General features: G+C 40.0%; 21 protein-coding genes. 17 read left to right on the top strand and 4 right to left on the bottom strand.

Features of this window, described 5'->3' with window-relative positions; all coding sequences use genetic code 11:
* Nucleotides 1-89: 89 nt before the first annotated feature.
* Both WS08_RS06610 and WS08_RS06605 read left to right on the top strand, forming a co-directional pair.
* On the top strand, nucleotides 90-443 hold the full coding sequence (locus WS08_RS06610; RefSeq protein ID WP_009765189.1) for an ArsR/SmtB family transcription factor: 354 nt from the start codon (nucleotides 90-92) through the stop codon (nucleotides 441-443).
* 300 nt (nucleotides 444-743) lie between these two features.
* The gene (locus WS08_RS06605) at nucleotides 744-1,034 is read left to right on the top strand and encodes a hypothetical protein (RefSeq protein WP_009765188.1); all 291 of its coding nucleotides are present in this window, start codon (nucleotides 744-746) and stop codon (nucleotides 1,032-1,034) included.
* Nucleotides 1,035-1,108: 74 nt separating this feature from the next.
* On the opposite strand, the gene WS08_RS06600 is transcribed toward WS08_RS06605, so the two are convergent.
* The gene (locus WS08_RS06600) at nucleotides 1,109-1,843 is read right to left on the bottom strand and encodes an amino acid ABC transporter ATP-binding protein (RefSeq protein WP_009765187.1); all 735 of its coding nucleotides are present in this window, start codon (nucleotides 1,841-1,843) and stop codon (nucleotides 1,109-1,111) included.
* 1 nt (nucleotide 1,844) lies between these two features.
* Nucleotides 1,845-2,546 carry an amino acid ABC transporter permease gene (locus WS08_RS06595; protein WP_009765186.1) on the bottom strand — a complete coding sequence of 234 codons (702 nt, stop codon included), beginning with the start codon at nucleotides 2,544-2,546 and terminating at the stop codon, nucleotides 1,845-1,847.
* 476 nt (nucleotides 2,547-3,022) lie between these two features.
* Between WS08_RS06595 and WS08_RS06590 the strand changes: the two genes are divergently transcribed.
* The 9 genes from WS08_RS06590 (at nucleotide 3,023) to WS08_RS06550 (ending at nucleotide 11,499) form a co-directional block, all read left to right on the top strand.
* The gene (locus WS08_RS06590; protein WP_009765185.1) at nucleotides 3,023-3,841 is read left to right on the top strand and encodes a transporter substrate-binding domain-containing protein; all 819 of its coding nucleotides are present in this window, start codon (nucleotides 3,023-3,025) and stop codon (nucleotides 3,839-3,841) included.
* A 183-nt stretch (nucleotides 3,842-4,024) separates the two neighbouring features.
* Nucleotides 4,025-4,921: a UbiA family prenyltransferase gene (locus WS08_RS06585; RefSeq protein ID WP_009765184.1), complete on the top strand. Its 897-nt coding sequence runs from the start codon at nucleotides 4,025-4,027 to the stop codon at nucleotides 4,919-4,921.
* A 288-nt stretch (nucleotides 4,922-5,209) separates the two neighbouring features.
* Nucleotides 5,210-6,334: an AI-2E family transporter gene (locus tag WS08_RS06580; RefSeq protein WP_009765183.1), complete on the top strand. Its 1,125-nt coding sequence runs from the start codon at nucleotides 5,210-5,212 to the stop codon at nucleotides 6,332-6,334.
* A gap of 167 nt (nucleotides 6,335-6,501) precedes the next feature.
* Nucleotides 6,502-7,848 carry an amino acid permease gene (locus tag WS08_RS06575; protein ID WP_009765182.1) on the top strand — a complete coding sequence of 449 codons (1,347 nt, stop codon included), beginning with the start codon at nucleotides 6,502-6,504 and terminating at the stop codon, nucleotides 7,846-7,848.
* 138 nt (nucleotides 7,849-7,986) lie between these two features.
* Nucleotides 7,987-8,889 carry an alpha/beta hydrolase gene (locus WS08_RS06570; protein WP_009765181.1) on the top strand — a complete coding sequence of 301 codons (903 nt, stop codon included), beginning with the start codon at nucleotides 7,987-7,989 and terminating at the stop codon, nucleotides 8,887-8,889.
* 12 nt (nucleotides 8,890-8,901) lie between these two features.
* Nucleotides 8,902-9,114 (top strand): hypothetical protein, encoded by a 213-nt coding sequence (locus WS08_RS06565; protein ID WP_009765180.1) that lies wholly within the window; start codon nucleotides 8,902-8,904, stop codon nucleotides 9,112-9,114.
* Nucleotides 9,107-9,988, top strand: coding sequence for a YihY/virulence factor BrkB family protein (locus WS08_RS06560; RefSeq protein ID WP_009765179.1), 882 nt, complete (start codon nucleotides 9,107-9,109; stop codon nucleotides 9,986-9,988). Before WS08_RS06565 ends, WS08_RS06560 begins: the two co-directional genes overlap by 8 nt.
* A 27-nt stretch (nucleotides 9,989-10,015) precedes the next feature.
* A complete protein-coding gene (locus WS08_RS06555; RefSeq protein ID WP_009765178.1) occupies nucleotides 10,016-10,360 on the top strand; it encodes a hypothetical protein in 345 nt (114 codons plus the stop codon).
* Between the two features lie 173 nt (nucleotides 10,361-10,533).
* Nucleotides 10,534-11,499 (top strand): helix-turn-helix domain-containing protein, encoded by a 966-nt coding sequence (locus WS08_RS06550; RefSeq protein ID WP_009765177.1) that lies wholly within the window; start codon nucleotides 10,534-10,536, stop codon nucleotides 11,497-11,499.
* Nucleotides 11,500-11,574: 75 nt separating this feature from the next.
* Here the strand turns inward: WS08_RS06550 and WS08_RS06545 are convergent, their stop codons facing one another.
* The gene (locus WS08_RS06545; protein WP_009765176.1) at nucleotides 11,575-12,636 is read right to left on the bottom strand and encodes a tRNA dihydrouridine synthase; all 1,062 of its coding nucleotides are present in this window, start codon (nucleotides 12,634-12,636) and stop codon (nucleotides 11,575-11,577) included.
* 260 nt (nucleotides 12,637-12,896) lie between these two features.
* Here WS08_RS06545 and WS08_RS06540 point away from each other — a divergent pair, with 260 nt between their 5' ends.
* The 3 genes from WS08_RS06540 (at nucleotide 12,897) to WS08_RS06530 (ending at nucleotide 18,988) form a co-directional block, all read left to right on the top strand.
* Nucleotides 12,897-15,530, top strand: coding sequence for a cation-translocating P-type ATPase (locus tag WS08_RS06540; protein WP_009765175.1), 2,634 nt, complete (start codon nucleotides 12,897-12,899; stop codon nucleotides 15,528-15,530).
* 210 nt (nucleotides 15,531-15,740) lie between these two features.
* Entirely contained in the window at nucleotides 15,741-16,196 is a 456-nt protein-coding gene (locus tag WS08_RS06535) for an RrF2 family transcriptional regulator (RefSeq protein WP_009765174.1), read from the top strand.
* On the top strand, nucleotides 16,193-18,988 hold the full coding sequence (locus tag WS08_RS06530; RefSeq protein ID WP_009765173.1) for a YhgE/Pip domain-containing protein: 2,796 nt from the start codon (nucleotides 16,193-16,195) through the stop codon (nucleotides 18,986-18,988). The genes WS08_RS06535 and WS08_RS06530 overlap by 4 nt, the downstream gene beginning before the upstream one ends.
* 96 nt (nucleotides 18,989-19,084) lie before the next feature.
* Here WS08_RS06530 and WS08_RS07015 read toward each other — a convergent pair whose 3' ends face one another.
* Nucleotides 19,085-19,258: a helix-turn-helix domain-containing protein gene (locus WS08_RS07015; protein WP_009765172.1), complete on the bottom strand. Its 174-nt coding sequence runs from the start codon at nucleotides 19,256-19,258 to the stop codon at nucleotides 19,085-19,087.
* A 375-nt stretch (nucleotides 19,259-19,633) separates the two neighbouring features.
* On the opposite strand from WS08_RS07015, the gene treR reads away from it, so the two are divergent.
* Genes treR through WS08_RS06510 form a run of 3 tightly spaced genes read left to right on the top strand, consistent with a single transcriptional unit; the run spans nucleotide 19,634 to nucleotide 22,365 of the window.
* Nucleotides 19,634-20,347, top strand: coding sequence for a trehalose operon repressor (treR, locus tag WS08_RS06520; protein WP_009765171.1), 714 nt, complete (start codon nucleotides 19,634-19,636; stop codon nucleotides 20,345-20,347).
* A gap of 13 nt (nucleotides 20,348-20,360) precedes the next feature.
* Nucleotides 20,361-20,846 carry a PTS sugar transporter subunit IIA gene (locus WS08_RS06515; protein WP_009765170.1) on the top strand — a complete coding sequence of 162 codons (486 nt, stop codon included), beginning with the start codon at nucleotides 20,361-20,363 and terminating at the stop codon, nucleotides 20,844-20,846.
* A gap of 16 nt (nucleotides 20,847-20,862) precedes the next feature.
* Nucleotides 20,863-22,365: a PTS transporter subunit EIIC gene (locus tag WS08_RS06510; RefSeq protein ID WP_009765169.1), complete on the top strand. Its 1,503-nt coding sequence runs from the start codon at nucleotides 20,863-20,865 to the stop codon at nucleotides 22,363-22,365.
* The last annotated feature ends 38 nt before the right edge of the window (nucleotides 22,366-22,403 follow it).

Below are 22,403 nucleotides of genomic sequence, written 5' to 3'. Positions count from 1 at the left end.
TGAGTTGAGAAATTCAACCCAATTTGAAAATTGTTTTTTGCAAAATATGCTAGAATATAAAAATAAGTTAACATGAAGAGGGAGAAACAATGACAGAACTAAGCCCTGTAAATAAATTATCAGACACAGATGTAAATGGCATTCGTGATATTTTTAAATTGCTAAGCCATCCAATGCGTCTACAAATCATCTACATGTTGGAACAACAAACAATGAACGTTGGTGAAATTGTTGAGAGACTGGGATTAGAACAGTCTGCAGTATCACATCAATTAACACTATTACGAAAAGGACATCTAATTTCAACTTGTCAGATTGGTAAGATTGTTTGTTATTCATTGAATGATAAACACATTTTGGACATTGTAAATGAAGCATTAGAACACACACAACACATACACGATGGTGCGGATCAAACATGCCATACCCCAGAAGATAAATAATAAACATATCTATAGAAGACAGAGCAAGTTAAGTGACTTACATATATAGAAGCCAATTGACAGGAGAAAACAAATGACAATTCACTCAATATTTAAACTAATCACTACGGTGTTCTTATTACTAATGTTTTTTGTTTATCGTGATGTGTTAATTTTACAAATCATTGCATGGTCTTTGTTTGTTATCAATTTATTAATGCCAACAAAGGTATGGGAACATTTGGAGAAAAAATGGCGCAACTAAGTTGTGGACTGAATTGAAAAATAACCAATACATTGATTAGCAAGTGAGGTGTGAATATGAAGACAGAAGACGTTTTAACTTTAATTCAAGAAAGTGCCCTCGGATTAGACACGAAACAGTACCCTAATCTGGCGCAGATTTTTATCACATTTTATGCAGAAAAAGACAAAAATATTCAAGGCGCGTTAGCGCGCTTGAATTATGCCTTAGGGCAATATCAATGGGATAATCAATTCAAAGGACCTGACTTCATTTCTAAAATTAGATTAAGTATCAAGCAAGTCCAAAATGTCCGCCATGGTGTTGGCATGAGTGCAGCTATGCTCCCTATCTGGTTTGGCCATTAGAAGCATCAACAATCATATATAGATATAAAAAAAGACCTGATAATTATCAGGTCTTTTTTGTTTCACGTGAAACATTAAATTTCAAAGGCATTCAAGAAGCGTTGAATACGCTCTGTAGGATGATTAAAGAATTCCTCAGGCTTGCCGTCAAATGTAATTGCACCGTCTTCTAGAAATAGAATACGATCAGCGGCCATTTCAGCAAACTTCATATTATGTGTTACTAAAATCATTGATTGATTATCTTGAGCCATTTGCTTCAAAATACGTAAAATGTGTGCTTCCATTTCTGGATCCAGTGCAGAAGTAGGTTCATCTAATAAGAGGTATTTTGGTTGCATCGCTAATGCACGCGCAATGGCAATACGTTGTGTTTGTCCACCAGATAGTTGGTAAGGATAACGATCTGCAGTGTCCGCTAAACCAACATGTTCTAGTAACTTCATTGCTTCTGCTTCCGCAGCTGCTTTATCTTTTTTCAAGACATGAACAGGTGCTTCAATCATATTACCTAAAATTGTTAGGTGATCAAACATACGGGGTTGTTGAAAGACCATACCGGTTTGGCGACGCACCCATAATTTAGTATCAGTCGCGATTGGTTGATCAAAATCAATTACTTTGTCATCGATGGTATATAGACCAGTTTCAGGACGTTCCAATAGGTTTAGAGAACGTAATAGCGTTGACTTACCAGAACCAGAAGGTCCAACAATCACAGTCGTCTCATCAGGATTAAATGATACATTGATATCTTTTAATGCTTGGTGTTCCGTATACGTCTTGTTAACATTTTCTAGTTGTAACATATTATTTGGCTCCCTTCACAAATCGGTCAGCACGACGTTGTAGGTAACGTTGTGGAATAGATAGAATGGTTACGAACAATGCGTAAATAGCGGCTACCAATAGGTACATTTGTAGTGGTTCAAAGTTTACGGCTGCTAATTGTTGTGATAGGTAGAACATCTCCACAATTGTTACAACAGATGCCAATGATGTGTCTTTAACAAGTGAAATAAATGAGTTTGCTAAGGTAGGAATTGAGATACGAGCCGCTTGTGGCAAAATGATACGACCAAAAATTTGTTGGTCAGTCATTCCAAGGGCTTCTGCAGCTTCACGTTGTGTATCGGGAACAGATGCAATTGCGGCACGCAAGGATTCACTCGCATAAGCACCGGTGTTTAACGAGAAGACTGCAATAGCAGATCCCCAAGGTGATGGTTGAAGCCAAGGTAATCCCAACTTAGGTAATCCGTAGAAAACAACAAACAATTGTACCAACATAGGCGTTGAACGGAAAATCCAAACATAGAACTGTAATAGATAGTCTACGACGGTCCAACCAAATTTACGCCAACCAACTAATGTTGGTGTGTAAGAACGGAAAATCCCCACAAAAGAGGCAATAATTAACGCGAAAACAAAAGAAATTAAGGCTAGAGGAATCGTGTACTTTAGACCAGCCACAATCAATTGAGGGGCGTAGGTTGCAATAAAATCAAACATGGAACATCCTTTCTGTGGGGAAATGCAAATAAAAAAGCGCCAGGCGTCGGTTAATGTGACGGCTAGCGCTTGAATACGAGATTATGATTGGATCATCAAATAACCTAACGTATGCTTACGCTAGGCTAGGACAAATAATGAATGATGACATTAATTGACGCATGATGGTTCCTCACTTGGTTTCGTATATTTAGAAATGATTTGTTGGACTCATTATAAGTAAGTTAGGATATAAAATCAAGAACAAAATAGTTGAAAAAGTAGGTTTCCCTAGCTCTTTTTGTATGCTATATTGAAGTTATTACTTTTTGTAAGTTTTTTAACAAGCAAAAAAATTAAGTAAAGGTGGTAACTACCATGGTTACGTTTTATCATAAGAGTCGTCGATGTTTGAAGAATAATTTAACAGGATGTTGTTGCTAATTTTAGCGAGCCAATTAATGTCAAATTAGTCTTAAAAATCGAGGAGAAATCAAATGAATAAAATTGTACGTGGTGTGACCGGAATCGTTATTGCTGGAGCTGTTATTGCCGGAGGTGTTTGGGCAGTCTCATCTGGGGACAAGGCACCTAAGGAAACAGGATTTAAAGCGGAACTAGCTAAGCCTGATACACTAACAGTTGGATTAGAAGGAACATACGCGCCATTCTCATTTAAAGATAAGAGTGGAAAGTTGACTGGATTCGAAGTTGAATTAGCAGAAGCAGTTGCTAAGGAAATGGGATTGAAAACAGAATTCGTTGAAACAAAGTTTGAATCACTAATCGCAGGTTTGGATGCAAACAAGTATGACGTAATCATGAACAACATGGGTGTTACGCCAGAACGTGAAAAGAACTACCTATTTGCCAATAACTACTTATACTCACCTGCTATTTTGATTGTGCAAGATGGTTCAAACATCAAGCAACTTTCTGATATTAAGGGGAAAAAGGCAGCGCAAACAACATCTTCTAACTATGGACAATCAGCTTTGAAGGCTGGAGCTGAAATTGTTGCTTCACCAGGATTCGCTGAATCACTTGAATTGGTTCAAAATGGTAAAGCTGACGTCACAGTGAATTCAGATGATTCATGGAGTGTCTACAAGAAGGCACACCCTGACACAAAGCTAGTTGCTATTGAAACAAAGGATGTTGATCTTGCTGGAGCAGCTCCTATGTTGAATAAGAAGAACGAAGCTTTGGCAGCTGAAATTAACAAGGCTGAAAAGAGCGTTCGCGAAAGCGGCGAAATGGCAAAGTTGTCAGAAAAGTATTTTGGTAAGAACTTAACTGAAGCACCAAAGGACTAATTGGCCACGCCAGATTAATAATCTAAATAAAGTGATAGCACTAGAAATTTAATTTCTGGTGCTATTTTTAATTACTTGTGATATTGATTTCATTTATAATCTGACGTAATTACATTCAATAGTATCCTTTTTCTTCTATAAAGAAGGTATACTGAATAACGAAATATGTTGGAGGAACAAATAATGACTGTAAAAGATTTTTTGAAATTTGTAGAAGTACAATCATTGATCGCTAGTGCATTGCCTTTGATTTTGGCGAACTTATATACTGCGACAATGTATCATACGATTAATCCCTTGTATGCAATTCTGTTCGCATTGGTCGCATTTGCATTACAAATGGCTGTTAATGTTTGGAATAATTTGCAAGATTTCCGTCATGCTGTAAGTGACGATTGGAAAAATGGTGAAAATAATATCGTTGGAAGTGCTGGTATTAGTTTGAAGACTGGGATGATTATCCTACTTGGACTAACTGGATTTGCTGGTATTACAGGATTGTGGTTGGTATCTCAAGTTGGTCTACCATTATTATGGATGGGAATGATTGGCTTCATTGTGGCATTTTGGTATGCAGGTACGCCATTACCACTATCGCGTACGCCATTTGGGGAATTAGCCAGTGGATTAACGATGGGATTCTTGATTTTCTTGGCGGCTACCTATATTAATGTGACACCAATGATGGATTGGTCAGTAGTTGGTAATGCGGCGTTGGCCTCAGCTATTTGTTGGTTTGCCATTGCCAATATTATGTTGGCTAATAATATTTGTGATTACGACGAAGATGTTGCGGAAGAACGTCACACGTTAGTTTGGTATTTAGGAAAAGAAAAAGCATTACGCTTATTTTGGATTATTTATGTCGTTGGGTATGTCGCTTTAGTAAGTGCAGTTATCTTTGACGTCTTGCCATGGCCAGCATTATTAGGATTAGTATCTGTACCTTTGGTTTACAAAAACACCAAGGCCTTCCAAGCAGATCCACATAAGGCACGCACATTTATTAATGCAATTAAAAATGCGGTCTTAATTTCAGTAACCGTTGCACTTAGTTTGGTAGTGGCACTCTTTATCTAAAAGTATCCACATTTGTGGATAACTCTGTGGAAAAGGTGTGTATATCCTGTGGATTACTGTGGAAAACTCGTTAGTTATCCACAGATAGGCAGGATAACTAAAAATTTTCATTAAAAGAGTGTCCGTTAGATTTCTTAACGGACACTCTTTTAATATAGTTTGTTTGGTAACCAACGAAAGATCCTTTTTATGATTGTGAGAAGGGGGATATTCGGACGCAGGAAATAGTAGCGAATTTCATGCTATAATTAACGACAAATGTTATGAAAGAATATATGGGGACTGAAAATGCAAAATGTAACACATTCTAAGACCTTTTATTGGACATTAGAAATCTTAGCGATTGCGACTCTATTTTGGGTATTGTCACAATTAGGGTTTATCTTAACGCCAATGGGGCAATTTATTGGTGGGGTATTCGTCCCACTACTTATTTCAGGATTTTTGTACTACTTAATGAATCCAATTGTGGAATTAATCTGTAAGGTTCCGCTAGGGAAGTACAAAGTTCCACGTGGAATTAGTATTACAATCGTGATGCTATTATTCTTAGGCATTATTGTTTTCGCGGTGGGGTCATTTATTCCAACGTTGGCAGAACAAGTCTCTCGTTTGCTAGCTAGTGTGCCGCAATATGTGCATAAGACACAAATGTGGTTTGATAGCCTAAGTCGTGAAACTTGGTTCCGTGACTACGTTCAAGCAATTGATATGTCTAAGTTACAACAGACAATCGAAAAGTACGGTGAAACAGTTGTGATGGGAACCGCATCTGGTTTCGGTAGTGTGCTGGGGACAGTAACGTCTGTGACGATTGCGGCGATTACAATCCCAGTTATGACCATTTACATGTTGGCTGACGGTAAGAAGTTTGTACCGTTTGCACAACGTGTTATGCCTAAGCGTTTCAGTGGAGATGTGGCAGAATTACTTGGTCGTCTGAACAAGACATTGTCTCGCTACATTAGTGGGCAAGCATTAGAAATGTTATTCGTTGGAGTATTTACAACCATTGGATACATGGTAATTGGACAACGTTACGCGCTATTGTTGGGTGTAATTGCTGGAATTACCAATATGATTCCTTACGTGGGACCATATATCGGATACATCCCGGCCTTGTTTATCGGATTGATGCAAGGTCCAATGGAAGCTGTTTCAATTACAATCGTGGTTTTGATTGTGCAACAAATTGACAGTAATATTTTGTACCCACGTATTATTGGATCAACGCTAAGCATCCACCCGTTGACTATTTTGGTTATTTTGTTGGCGGCTGGAAACATTGCTGGGATTCCAGGAATGATTTTGGCAGTACCTTTGTATGCAGTCGTACGTACGATTGTTGTCTACATCGCAGAAGTGTGGAAGGTTGACCGTCAGTCTAAGGCTGAAGAATCAATTACAAAGTAGTGGTATATCAAGGAGATGACATGCGTTATCTCCTTTTATTTTGTTAAGTTTTCTAACATCTCAAAGGTTAGGAACTTGGTAATTAAGATATAATGAGTTTACTATGTGCTTAATTTAATTGATTTAAAACGATTAAATACATTTTTGAAAAAGAGGTATTACATACAATGAATGGTGAAGAAACAAAGTTGGAACGAGGCCTAAGCGCACGTCACGTTGAGATGATCGCTCTTGGGGGTACAATCGGAACAGGATTGTTCTTAGGAGCTGGACGTTCAATTAGTACAGCCGGACCAGCTATTTTGCTTGTTTACATCATTACAGGACTATTTATGTTCTGGATGATGCGAGCATTAGGAGAACTATTACTAACAGATCCAGATAAGCCTACTTTTGTGGCCTTTATCGAAAAGTACCTAGGAAAGCGTACAGGATTTGTTATTGGTTGGACCTACTGGTTAGGTTGGATCACAATCGCGATGGCCGAAGTAACGGCGATTAGTGCTTACATGAAGTATTGGTTCCCAGACATCCCAGGTTGGATTTGGGCAATTGTCTTCCTAGCGGTCTTGTTCTCAATTAACATTTTTGCAGTTGGCGCATTTGGAGAAACGGAATTCTGGTTCTCAATGATTAAGATTGTGGCTATCTTGGCCATGATCGCAACTGGGGCAATTATGATTGCAACACGTGCTGAAACATCAGCCGGTGTTACAAGCCTATCTAACCTATGGACACATGGCTTCTTCGCTAATAACGGTTCAGGTATCTTGTCAGCTTTCCAAATGGTATTCTTTGCCTTCTTGGGAATTGAATTCGTGGGAATGACAGCTGCCGAATCAAAGGACCCTGACTACGTTATTCCAAAGGCGATTAACTCAATTATTATTCGTATCTTGATCTTCTACATTGGATCATTGATTGCGATTATGAGTATCCAACCATGGATGAACTACAACGCTAACGAATCTCCATTCGTGCAAGTCTTTGCCGGTATTGGAATCACAGCCGCTGCTGGAATCATCAACTTCGTTGTTTTGACAGCTGCTGCTTCAGCTTTGAACAGTGCTATCTTTACAACAGGACGTATGTTGTTTGCTTTGACTAGTCAAGGTGAAAGCAAGAGCCGCTTTGGTCGTTTGAACAAGCGTGCCTTGCCAATGAACGCTCTAGTTGCATCAACATTGTTGATTGGATTAGCTGCCGTAATTAACTTCTTGTTCCCTTCAGAAGCCTTTGAAGTGATTACATCAGTTGCATCAGCTGCCTTTATTGGTATCTACGCAACATTGGTATTCGCTCACGTAAAGTACCGTCGTACAGATGACTTTAAGAATGGTGAAAAGAAGTTCTTGATGCCATTGGCACCTTTCTCTGATTACCTAACACTAGGATTTATGGGAATGGTCTTCTTGGTATTACTATTCACACCAGCAACACAAGTTACAACAATCTTTGCGATTATCTGGTTCGTAGTGATGGCCCTATTGAGCCGTCGTTATGCCAGTAAGTAATTAAAGATCATGAAGAACCTATTGGTAATTACCAATAGGTTCTTTTTATATACGATGCCGGTGAATGCTTTATACATGGTAATTTTAATGCGCATGTTTTACACTAGAATTATATTAAGTAGATGGGGGAACTTGAATATGACAGAACGATTTATTGACCTAAAATATACGCATATTCCAGCAAAAACAGAGGGAATTACACGTAAGTGGCTTGATGTACCTTATATGGATGGGGAGCGCCATGGGATGGATATTTATCTACCTAACACTGGTGAGGGTCCATATCCGGTCATTATTGATATCTATGGTGGTGGTTTATACCGTGGGGAAAAGAGCTCAATGAAGTTAGATGCGTCATTGAAGTTGCTTCGTGAACATGGATACGCAGTCGTAAGCCCAAACTATTCAATGTTGTGGCAAGCGCCTTATCCGACACAAATTCATGAAGTTAAAGCAGCCATTCGTTTCTTACGTGCAAATGCTGCTGAATATCAATTAGACATGTCACGTGTTGCACTTGTTGGAGAATCTTCTGGTGCGCAACTGGCTGTGACGGTTGCTGCGACTGCTAATGTTGACGAAATGATGGATAAGACTTTCGGGGCTTATCGTGAAGAGTCAGAAAAAGTCGATGCTGTCATTGCGTTGTATGGTCCATATGAATTTGACCAATTTGAGAAGCAATTTGCTGAAGAAGGCATTACATCTAAGTTCCCTGAAACTGGTACAGCGATTTCATTCCAAGGACAATTGTTTGGTGAACGCGCACCTAAGGATGTCCCTGAACTCGTTGAAGCATATAACCCAGCAACTTATTTTGCAGCGGGGATGCCAGCGATTCTTGGTTTTGCTGGAACAGCTGATCCAGTCGTTCCATATCACCAAACGGTTAATATGATGACTAGTGCTCGTGCCGTATTAGGTGAAGATAAGACACCATATCATTTGATTGATGGTGGTGTCCATGGACCGGCCAATTACATGACGCCAGAATGGACAGCGGTGAAAGCTGACTTCTTGGCGCAAGAATTAAACCAATAATTAGGAGTACTGATGTTAGCGTTAAAACAATCTATTTTTCACGCCACACCACGACAATTAATGTTCTCATTGATTGTTGATGCGTTGTTTTTAATTTTATTACGACCAAGCACCCCACTATCAATTACGGTTTATATTATTTTCTTACCGGGATTTGATCTTGTATCCGCTGTTGTGAGCTATTGGAATTATGTCCAAGCATATAAGCAGGCCAGCCATGGATAAAGTAAAAGCATGGTTGGCTCCCATTCAAGCCAAATGGGAAAAGTTTGCAACATGGTCGCACTTCCCGCAATTTTTAACGTTTGTGGACCGAGCCCAAGTCGGGATGGTTGCGCCCACGGTTGCATATTATACAATTGTGTCACTAGTCCCATTAATCATGAGTATTGGGGTTATTTTAGGATTTGTTGGGATCAATGTTACTGAAATGAATGCCTTTATCAGCCAACAACTACCAGATACAATCGGAGATGTGTTAATTCCTATCGTTGATTCTGTCTTAAAAGGAAGTGTGAGTGTTCTATCATTTTCAGTTATTGTGGTGATTTGGACAGCAAGTGGAATTCTTTCAACATTCCGTAAAATCTTCAATGACATTTACGGGCGTGAACAAGCTGAAAATGGATTGATTACACGTGTCATGAGTTTCTTATGGTTTATGGGATTCCTTGTGGCCGCCGTAATTATTGGTCTGTTCAGTAGTTTGTTCCCTGCAATTATGAAGAACTTGCCTCATGTTGACGGATGGATTCAGACATTTGCCCAACAAACATGGATTTATGCACTGGTACTTGTTTGGATTATTTTAACGATTTTCAACTATGCTTTACCTGCCGTAAAGATTCGCTGGAAGTCAGTGATTTTTGGTTCAGGTATCGCGGCATTAGGCTTGAGTTTACTAAATGCAGGATTCGGACTCTATGCACAATTTGCGATGCGTAATGTTGATTTCTATCGTTCATTAGGATCATTGTTGGCGTTGTTGATTTACTTCAATTTGGTCGCCACGATTATTGTCATGGGACAAGTCTTTATTGCCTGGTTTGAAACTTTCCAGACAGAGAAAGACGCTAAAAAAGATTCTGTGACGGTTTAGGAATAGATATGTAGACGGGAGGGTCTGATGAAACGAAAATTGCTTCCCCTTATTAATCGATTATTTCCGAAGAAGGTTATTCATTATTTAGTGAATATTGTTGATGATATTCTAAATGAAGATGTCGAACAATTAAACTTAACGGATTTTGAACGCCAAAAATTGCGTGAATACAAACATGCTTTAGTAGATAGTAAAGATTATTATCTGAAAAGTAATTTAGTTTTTGTACAGACAATGTCGCCAGTTATACTTCGTGGTGAGGCAAATTCAGAAGTACAATTTTTGTATTCTGAAATTTTAAGACTTAATCCACAGTTAATGTCACAACGATTAGGAAATGAATTGTTGTTAAAGAAGTTCTTTAGATAAAAAAGAGACTTAGATTTCCGTGTGAAATCTAGGTCTCTTTTGTTTATAGTGATGTTCAAAACATGCATGGGATGTACATTACAGTGAATGCTAGTCTAGCTTGCGTGACAAATGCCAGCGATGCTTGCTAGTATTATAGACGAATCTTCAGATAAGGTAGGTAGGGTAAAGATATGAGTTTTGATCAAGATATGAAGCAATTACGAAAAGACAAAGGGATGACGCAACAAGACCTTGCTGATGCGTTACATGTTAGTCGGCAAACCGTCTCTACGTGGGAAACTGGAAAGAATTATCCGAGTCTGGATGTCTTGAAAAGTATCAGTGATTTATTCGATGTATCTTTCGAACACTTATTATTTGGGGGACATGAAGAAATGGTCAGGAAGCAAGAAAACGTCGCACAAGCGATTGATAATGATGTGAAGTTGAAGGGACGTTATAAGAAAACAACGATTTTCTTGAGCACAATCATATCAATTGTGGTAATTGGATTGATCACACTTGGTGTGGGATACGTGAAGGGGATTGACACAATTGATCGTGTGAATCCATTCTTACAATATAAAACAGGATACGCTAAGTTACCCAGTGAAAAGTATGTTAAGCCGTTTAATAAAACAAATGATGGGTACTGGACAGAGTGGTTCGCAGATGATGACATGGGAACAGAATGGACAAAATTAACCTTGGCGACTGGAATGAACCCTGGTATCAAGGATCCGTATGTTATGGCATATCATAAGGGTAGTTATGTCAAAGAGGCGCGCATTGTTCCAGGTGCTGTGATTAGTCAGATGAGTAAGCATAATGCAGATACCGTTCGTGAGTATTTCGAGACAGGATGGGGTTCCAAAGAATTGAAAGATGAAAGCCAAAAATTAAACAACCAAATTCATTTAGGAAGTGTAATTAGTCAGATACGTAGGCTTAATGTAGAAAAAATTCGTGAGTATTTCGAGACAGGATGGAATTCAAAAGGATGGGACTACGAAAGCCAAAAATTAAATAACCGAATTCATTTAGGAAGTGAAATTAGTTCGGCGGTGTTTCCTGGACATATGGAGAGTGATGACGAAGAACAAGATAATAAAGATGATTTTGATAAATTAGAGAAAAAATCATCCGAAAAGAAATAGTGGTTAAAAAAGACCCTGACACCATTTATACAATGGTGTCAGGGTCTTTTTATATATTCTTTAAGTGATAAACGCTTAGCTAGGTGTGTTTTCAGCTTCGGCCTTTACACGTTCTTGCCATTGTTCATCAAATTCAGCCAAAATATCGCGGGCATCATCTGTTGTCTTAGTTTCCATCAACGCAACACGCAAATCTGACGCGTATGAGAAACCACGAACATAAATCTTGAAGAAGCGCTTTAGCTTTTGGAAGTTAGTAGGACCAAATTCCTTATCGAATTCATCGTGCAAGTCTAATTGTAGACGTAGCAAAGCTAATGATTCTTCAAGCGTGTGTTCTGTTGGTGTATCTTCAAATGTATATGGATCTTCAAAGACACCACGACCAATCATGATTCCGTCGATACCAGGGTGTTCCTTGGCTAGTGCCAAACCTTGTGCACGGTCTTTAATGTCTCCATTGAATTGAATCAATGTGTTTGGTGAAATTTCATCACGCATCGCAAGGATTTCATCGATGTATTCGTAATGGGCTTCAACCTTTGACATTTCCTTACGTGTACGTAGGTGAACAGTCAATACTTGAACATCTTGCTTCAATAGGAATGGAAGCCATTCGCGGAATGTATCAATCTTATTGAATCCAAGACGTGTCTTAACAGAAACAGGTAGACCGGCTAGCTTAGCAGCTTGAATTAATTCCGCAGCCTTTTCAGGGTTACGAATCAAATCTGAACCACCACCGTTTTTGATAACAGTTGAGTCTGGGCAACCCATGTTGATATCAACAGCTTCAAATCCACGTTCTTTCAAATCAGCGACTCCAAGTTCGAAGTCGATTGGACGATCGCCCCAAAGTTGAGCGATTGGAATTGAATGTTCTTCAGGGACAAAACAAAGACGTCCTTGAACAGTGAACTTAGCCTTAGGGTGTGACATACTACGTGCGTTTGTAAACTCAGTGTAGAATGCTTCTGGTGCGGCGGCTTGTGCCACAACACGACGGAATACTGTATCAGTAACAGCTTCCATTGGTGCTAGGGTGAAGAAAGGCAATGTTTCAATGCCTTCAACTTCGGGATGGTTTTGTGCTGCATCAACAATATTTTGCCAATAAGCAGATTTTGCTTGAACCATGGGAATATCCTTTCGGGATTGTATAGGTTAGTGTGGTTCGATCTACCACAACAAACTGGGGTACTTACTAATATAAAGACTTAAAAATAAATGTCAAATACGAGGCCTATATATAGGAACAAAGTGTTTTGGCTCATGTCAGGAAACCTTTCATTTATATATGATTTGGCTATTGAAACGGTGTAATAAGGCTCGTTTTAAGGTTGGTTTATTAATATATAGGAGTAAAGTTAACGTGACTGAATAGGGAGGACGAAACATTGAAAGAATATCAAAAGCCGCTCAACGATGTTCTGGTTGACTATAAAGTTGACCCAGAAACAGGTTTGGACGCGCAACAAGTCGAAATGCATCGTAAAGAATACGGCGCAAATACGTTCGTAGAACCCGCAAAGCCATCGCTAGCACGCAAGATTTTGATAAGTTTGAATGACGTCGCAACAATCATTTTGTTGGTTGCGGCTGTGATTTCATTTATCACTGCCTACATGGAGAATACTGGGAATTACTTTGAAAGTATGTTGATTATCGGGATTGTGATCATCAACTCAACGCTTTCAATTGTACAAGAAGGTAAAGCCGAGAGTTCTTTGGCTGCCTTACAAGGGTTGAACAAGTCAAAAGTGAAGGTATTACGTAATGGTAAGCCTGAATTTATCGATGGCGATGACATCGTGGTTGGGGACATTCTGTTGATTGATAACGGAAGTTCAATCGCCGCTGATGCGCGTTTGATTGATTCTGCTGAATTACAAGCCGAAGAATCACCTTTGACTGGGGAAAGTGTGCCCGCAACTAAGAACGCTGATGTTGTATTGTCAGGGGATGTTGATTTGGGTGAACGTGCCAACATGGTTTACCGTGGTACAACCATTGTTAATGGACATGCTCGTGCCGTTGTTACAGGCGTGGGAATGCAATCAGAAATGGGAATCATTGCTGGTCTGTTGAACAGTGAAGCTAAGACACCATTAACACCATTGCAACAACGATTGGTACAACTGGGAAAGAACATCTCAATTATCGCCGTTATTTCAGCGGCATTTGTGATGGCATTGGGACTATACCAAGGAATGGACTTGATGCACATCTTCCTAACAGCTATTTCATTGGCTGTTGCCGTGGTGCCTGAAACATTGGCCGTTATTGTGACCATGACGTTGGCACTGGGTGTGCAACGTATGGCGAAGAAACATGCCATCATCCGTCGTCTACCAGCTGTTGAAACATTGGGAACGACAAGTGTTATTGCGTCTGACAAGACGGGAACACTAACACAAAACAAGATGACTGTTCGTGAAGTATGGGCAAACGAAAACAACCATCTAACATACCTTGATAATGGTATGGATGCATCTGCAGAAAACGTATTGTCTATTGCTGCGATTTCTACAAATGTTGATGTACGTGAAGTTGAAGGTGAGACTGTATATGATGGTTTGCCAACTGAAGTTGCGATTGTTCGTGCCATGCAACCTGTTAAGCCACGTACTGAATTGTTGAAGGAATGGCCAGTTGTGGACCAAATTCCATTTAACTCAACAAAGAAGCGTATGACTACTGTTCACCAAGATCCAGATGGTGGATTCGTTGCGATTACAAAGGGTGCCTTTGACGTGTTGTTGCCAATGGTTGAAAATGGTGACAAGGAACGTGCCTTAGAAATTAACAAGGGATTTGGACAAGACGCATTACGTGTTTTGACGATTACTGCAAAGCACTTTGATGAGATGCCAGCGGAACCAACAGCTGAATTCTATGAACAACACCTATCATTGATCGGTTTGATTGGAATTATCGATCCACCACGTCCAGAATCTGCACCAGCCGTTGCTAAGGCAGCTGCCGCAGGAATTAAGACAGTGATGATTACCGGTGACCATTTGGAAACTGCCAGTGCAATTGCCCGAGAAATCGGTATCATGCGTGACGGTGACAAGGGAATGACTGGGGCCGAATTGGCTGAATTGTCAGATGATCAATTGGACGAACGTGTTAAGGAATACGCGGTGTATGCTCGTGTGACACCAACAGACAAGATTCGTATCGTTAAGTCATGGCAACGTAATGGTGCAATCATTGCGATGACCGGAGACGGAGTTAACGACGCCCCTGCTTTGAAGGCGGCGGATGTTGGTATCTCAATGGGTGAAACTGGAACAGACGTGGCGCGTGGCGCTTCAGACATTATTTTGACAGACGATAACTTCGCCACAATTGTGGATGCGGTATCTGAAGGTCGTGGTGTTTACGTGAAGGTTCGTAAGACAATCAACTTCTTGTTGAGTGCGAACATGTCTGAAATCTTGGTAATCATCATTGCAATGTTGCTAGGATGGGGATCACCATTGTTGCCAGTGCACTTGTTGTTCATCAACTTGGTATCTGACGGACTTCCAGGGTTTGCCTTGAGTCGTGAACCAATGTTAACGAATGTTATGAACCAACCACCAATGGACAAGGATGAAAAGTTGTTCGCGGATGGATTGGGTAAGCAAATTGGATTGAACGCAATCTTGTTCATGATTGTAACCTTGCTAGCTATCTGGGTTGGTCGTGATATGACACTTGGTGGTATGTTGCCATCAGCCGAAATTGGTCAAACAATGGCCTTTATCGTCTTGTCATTGACATCAATCTTCCACGTATTCAATATTCGTTCGGAGAAGTCATTGTTTACAAATAAGTACTCAGATAATCCAACATTGGTTAACATGGCGTTATTGGCAACGGTTATTACATTGGTCATTGCCTTGATTCCACTAACTGCTGGACTATTTGGTTTGACACAATTGTCAATTATGCACTGGGTTGTTGTGGCAATCTTGTCATTGATTCCAACGGTTGTGCTAGAAGTATGGAAGCAAATTCAACCATCATTCTTCCGTGTTTAATTCGTAAAGATGATGAATTGACTTATTAACATATGAATATAAAAGAGTGAAAGATGTCGTCTTAGGACTAGCACTTTCACTTTTTTTATGTCCACAAATGCCTATAACACTGTATTTTCAATGTTTGTGAAATTTGTGTAGATTTAATGTGGACATTCATTGTCTTTAAATGTAAAATGTTAAACAGCATAAAAGATGAGGAGGCAGACTATGCAACTGAAACAAAGTTTTGAGGAAGCAATTTGTATTGTGTTATTACTAGCAGCAGAGAAAACACGTGATCGTCGTATGAATAGTGCGGAGATTGTGGAGAAGCTAGGAACATCGCAAAGCTACATCAAAAAAATATTAGGTCAATTAGTACATGCCAATATCATCAGTTCTGGTGCTGGAAAAAATGGGGGTTTTTTCATCAACAAAGCACTAGAAGAATTAACGTTGCTTGATGTGTATTATGCGATCGAAGGTCGTGAGACGATGTATCGTCCAAAGCACATTGCAGATCGTTTTGTGAGTGACAAGCATTATATTCGGGAGAAGGAAGCAGACATTGTTCAAATCTTTAATGATGCAGAACAAGCCTATTGTGAGAAGTTATCAACATTTAAGTTGTCTAACATTCTAGATGTAGACGGGGACGTAATGAAGAAAGTGAGGCAGCCATGAGCATGCTAAAAGAAGAACTAGGTAAGGTAAAAAAGAATCGTTTGTTGATGATTACTTTGATTGTGGTTATGTTAATCCCATCAATTTATTCAACAATTTTCTTGAAGTCAATGTGGGATACATATGAACGCATGGATAGTTTTCCTGTTGCCGTTGTTAACCACGACAAGCCTGCCGAAAAAGAAGGTAAGCAAGTTAATATTGGTGAAGAACTAACAAAGACTTTGGAAACAAGCGATGATATGGACTTTAATATCATGAGCGCTGAAGAAGCAAGTGAAGGACTAGATGCTGGTAAGTACTACATGGCCATCACTATTCCAGAAGACTTCTCATCTGATTCATTGACAGTGATGGATAAGAATCCTAAGCCAATGAACTTAACTTATGAAACAAGTGCTGGTCACAACTTTACAGCCTCAAAGTTCTCTGAAATTGCTGCAGGTCGTATCAAGGCTCAAGTACAAGAAAAGGTAACACACACGTATGCACAAACTGTGTTGAGCCAATTCAAGAAGGCTGGAGTTGGTTTGCAACAAGCTGGGGATGGTGCCGACACGCTATCTGATGGATTGGGACAACTTAAGGATGGAAGCGGCAAGCTTGATGAAGGTGCAACTAAGTTAAATAATGGACTTGGTGAATTCTCAACAGGGCTTGGCACATATACAAATGGTGTTGGAACTGCCGCAGCTGGTTCACAAAAGTTAGCTGATGGGGGATCACAACTACAATCTGGTATTGCCCAATACACAGGTGGAGTTGACCAAGCCGCAACGAAGGCACCAGACCTATTGGCTGGATTGAACAAGTATACAGGCGGAGTTAATCAAATCGCCGCTGGAGCACCAGGGTTAGTATCAGGAATTAATGAGTATACAAATGGTGTTGACAAGGCCGCCGCTGGAGCACCAGGATTGGTATCCGGAATTAATGATTACACAAATGGTGTTAAGAAGGCTGCCGCTGGAGCACCAGGATTGGCATCAGGGATTAGTGATTACACGAATGGTGTTAATCAATTAGCTGCGAACTCTCCGAAGTTAGTATCAGGAATTGATCAATACACAGCTGGTGTATCAGAAGCTAAGGCTGGAAGTAAGCAAGTTGCTGATGGATTGACACAATTAAATGAATCATTGCATAGTGATGATGTTACGAAATTGACTGCGGGAATGGATGAATATAAGAAACAAGTTGCCCAATTAAAGTCAATGAGCGAAGGCTCAACACCTGAACAACAACAAATCCTTGCAAGTATGGAAGGATTAGCTACACAAATTCAAACATTAGGTGGATTGCTACAATCCCCTGACCTATCAGCTAAGGATCGCGCTACCTTGATGGATAGTGTGACAGAGTCAAAGAAAAATCTAGAAACTCTACAAGCTGCATTGAAGACGCAAGCAGAAAAAGCGGGTCAATTAGGTGGATTAGCAGATGGATATGACCAATTATATGCAGGAATGACTGGTTATGTACAAAAGACACAAGATGCTAGTGCAAAGTTAGCACCAGGTGCTAGCGCTGTGAATGCGGGACTTGGTCAATTAACTGACAAGAATGACGAATTAAACAGTGGTGCAAAGCAAGTAGCTGGTGGATTGAACCAACTACAAGCAAACAGTGGTAAGTTGAATGAAGGTGGTCAAACATTGGCTGGTGGATTGAACCAACTACAAGCAAACAGTGGTAAGCTGAATGCAGGTGGTCAAACATTAGCTGGTGGATTGAACCAACTACAAGCAAACAGTGGTAAGTTGAATGCAGGTAGTCAAACATTAGCTGGTGGATTGAACCAACTACAAGCCAATAGTGGTGCCTTAACAGGTGGAACACAACAATTGGTTGGTGGATTGCAAACACTACAAAGCAAGAATGGACAACTACAAGACGGTGCAAACCAAGCTGTAGGTGGAATTAACCAATTGAATAGTGGATTGAACCAACTAAACGCTAACTCAGGACGCCTACAATCAGCTGTAGGACAACTTAGCGATGGTTCAGGACAATTAGCTGACGGAGCCGGACAATTGTCTGTAGGGCTTGTGAAGGCGAATGACGGATCTGATGAATTAGGATCAAAGTTACATGAAGGTGCTGACAAGGTGAAGCAAGTTCGTGATGACAAGAAAAACCTAGATATGTTTGCGTCACCAATCAAGGAAACGCACTCAGACCGTACCGAAGTTAAGAACAACGGAACTGGAATGGCGCCATACATGATTTCTATCTATGTATTCGTTGGAATGATTACGTTGATGGCCACAATGAACTTAACAGAACCATCAGCATATCCAAAGACAGGACTAGCATGGTGGTTGAGTAAGTACACGATTCCATTCGTATTGGTATTTGTCGGAGCGATTATTACAACATTGGTTTCAGTTGCCTTGATTGGACTTACACCAGTTAATCCAGTTGCGTTCTTGGTAACATTGATTGTAATGGCCATAATGGACATGAGTATTGTGTTCTTCTTTACCGCCTCACTTGGTAAGATTGGAACATTTATCTCATTGATTCTATTGGTGCTACAACTATCAGGTTCTGGGGGAACTTACCCAATTCAATTGAGTTCAGGATTCTTCCAATGGCTACACACTTACTTGCCAATGACGTATGCAGTTGATGCATTGCGTGGATCATTGTCAACAGGATTATCAGTTGTACATCCCGTAACCGTTATGTTCTTGATTTTCGTGGCATTCTCATTGATGTCATGGGCATACTTTGCGATTCAAAAGTCAAAGCGTTACCGTTTTGAAGGAACAGATTCAACTGAAAAGTAATTCAAAATAATACAGTTATGACGCATTGTTAAGCGTATGCGTATAGCCATTATAAATACGAAAAGCCCATACAGAGGATTCTCTGTATGGGCTTTTTTAGCGTAATAATTCATCTATGGTGACATCAAATATATCAGACAGTTGGATGAGGGTGTCAAAGTTAGGTCGGCGTCGCCCGCGTTCATAGTTGGAAATCGTCGACGTATCAACATTCAACAACGCAGCTAACTCTTTCTTTCGTAATTGTGATTGTAGCCGGAAATAGCGCATATTTTTATCAAAGTGAGATGTCTGAGACATCCCGTGCGGCGATTTGGGTAGTAATGATTTTTGTAAGGAACGTAGTAATTTAGTGTGATTCATAATGAATATCCTTTCTGCTTAGTAGGAATGATGTCTAAAAAGTGAAATATCACAATACTTTTTAAAATATTTTACACAAAAAACAGTAAAATCAAATTATTTTTACGGCATAAAAATAATTTAATAAAAAGTCTAAAAAACCTGCTTAGGCTGGAAAGGCTAGTCTGATGCTTTTTATTGAAACCTGCCTAGTCATCGTTCGGGAAAACGGTTTCACAAGCCGTTGTAATCGCTTACAAAGGATAGTTATAATATAGATACAACGTTGAAGGGAGATTTGGGATGGATAAATATCAAAACATTTATCGCGATATGTTAGATGATATTAAAAGCGGAAAGTATACGTCGGGGGAGTTTTTACCTAGCGATACGAAGTTAGTTATGAAATACAATGTTTCACGTGAAACGGTTCGGAAAGCTATGGTGAACTTAGCTCACGATGGTTATGTCCAACGTTTGAAAGGTAAAGGAACAATTGTTTTAGACCGACAACGTGTAGCCATTCCCATGTCTCAATTAAAGAGTTATCGAGAAGTTATGGTAGAAGGAAACATCACGTCTACAAATGATGTTTTGTTTTTAGAAGAAAATCACGAAGTACCAGAAAATCTGAGAATTGAATCAGCAATTGATTCAGACCTTATGAGTACCAAGTTAATTCGTCGCCGTAATGTTGGCGGTGAAGCGACAGTTATTGATTATGACTACATCAATCAAGCTGTTGTAGATCATTTACCACGCGAAGCCGCTGCTGAGTCAATTTTCAATTATTTTGAACATGACTTAGGGCTCCAAATAGATTACGCGATTAAGCACATGACCATTGAACCAGCCAATCAACAAGATCATAAAGGTCTAGGAGTGGCAATTGGTTCACCTGTGGTTGTGATACGAAGTGAAACACATTTGACGGATAACCGCTTACTGTCGTTCACTGAGTCAAGACATCGCGCAGACCGTTTTAGTAACGTAGAATTTTCACGTCGTCGCAATTAATAGGAGGCAAAACATGTTTGGATTTGGGAAAAAGAAAGATGTTGTTGTGGATGATAAGTTATACGCACCAGTAAATGGAACCGTGATTGATTTGACGGTTGTACCAGATCCTGTTTTTTCAGGAAAGTTAATGGGTGATGGTTTTGCGATTGAACCAACTAGTGCCCGAGTGGTTTCACCAGTATCTGGTGAAGTCACAATGGTACAAGGACACGCACTTGGATTTAAGCGAGCAGACGGATTAGAAATCTTGATGCATATGGGAATTGATACTGTGAGTTTGGATGGTGCACCTTTTGAAATGATGGTCAAAGAAGGTGATGTTGTTGAAGCTGGAGAAGCCGTAGCAAATGTAGATTGGGATCAAATTACAGCAGCGGGATTACCAACAACAACGATGATTGTTATTACAAATACTGCAGACAAGTTAGCGGCACTAAATGTAACAACGGGTGACGTTACTGCAGGTGCGATTGTTGGGGAAGCAACTGCCAATTAGGCAAAGGGGAAACGATATGGCAAAGAAAGATTACTCTGCATTAGTAGCAGAAATTATTGAAAACGTTGGTGGAAAAGACAACGTTGATAATGCGATTCATTGTGTAACACGTTTACGTTTTTATTTGAAGGATCCATCAAAGGCGCAAACAGAAAAGATTGAAGCACTTGATGGTGTAGCCGGGGCAGTTTATAACGAACAACTTGGTCAATACCAAGTTGTTATCGGACAAGCTGTAGCGGATGTGTATGAAGAATTGGCAGAACAATTAGGTTTGTCACCAGATGAAGAACCTGAAAAGACAGGCGACAAGAAGCCACATTCAATTGGTGGTATGTTCCAAGCTTTGGTTGGAACGATTACGGGATCAATGATTCCAATTATCGGATTGTTGGCTGCTGGTGGTATGATCAACGGACTTTTGACATTGATGTCAGAACCAACTTTGTTAAATTGGATTGATTCAGGGTCAGATACGTACGTTATCTTGTCTTCAATGGCGATGGCACCGTTCTACTTCTTGCCTGTGTTAGTTGGTTTCTCAGCCGCTAAGCAATTGAAGTCTGATCCATATGTTGTGGCCGCGATTGGTGGATTTATGATTCACCCAGCGGTCCAGGCATTAACGACACCACATATTGCTGGAGACACAATTGTAAAACCCGAAATCTTAGGGACTTTGTTCGGTGTTCCGCTAAATGCCACATATATGGGATTGTCAATTAACATTCCGAACTACGCTTACACAATTTTCCCAATCATCTTTGCGGCCTGGTTGGCTCGCCCAGTAGGGAATTTCTTTAAGAACCACTTGCCACTTGCTTTGCGTCCAATTCTACAACCAATGTTCACATTGTTCATTGTTGGATCAATCGTTTTGATTGGTGTTGGACCCGTTATTTCTATCGTTTCATCTGGAATCGCTGCATTGATTACAGGGTTGATTAACTTGAACTTGGCAATTGCAAGTTTCATTATTGGTGGACTTTACCAAGTTTTGGTTATCTTCGGTTTGCACTGGATGGTTATTCCAATTTTGACACAACAAATTGCCGAAACTGGGCAATCAAACATTAACATGATTGTTTCATTTACTATGTTGGCGCAAGGTGCCGGAGCATTGGCTGTCTTCTTTAAGGCTAAGAATGCTGCACTTAAGGCATTAGCTGGTTCAGGTGCTTTGTCTGCATTTGCTGGTGTTACCGAACCTGCAATGTACGGAGTTAACTTGAAGTACGGTCGTGTATTTATCACATCATCTATTGGGGCCGCCTTTGGGGCAGGGCTAGCTGGTTTGCTAGACCTACACATGTACGGTTTCTCAGGATCATTGATTGGATTCCCTAACTTTGCTTCACCTGCGGACAATCCAAACAACTTTATGGTCTTCTGGCTAGCAACTGCAGTAACAATGATCATTTCATTTACATTGACTTACTTCTTTGGATTTAAGAATGACGGTGTTGTGAAGGAAGATGTGGCTAAGAAGAACGTCTTCAAGGATGCAGTTGAAAAGTAATTAAATAAAACAATATTGTATAAACATGACTAAATAAA

The sequence above is a fragment of the Weissella tructae genome, from assembly GCF_000732905.1.
In the GTDB taxonomy this organism is placed as follows: Bacteria; Bacillota; Bacilli; order Lactobacillales; family Lactobacillaceae; genus Weissella; species Weissella tructae.
The sequence above is the reverse complement of the archived record's forward strand: the minus strand, read 5'-3'. Positions and strand labels throughout refer to the sequence as shown.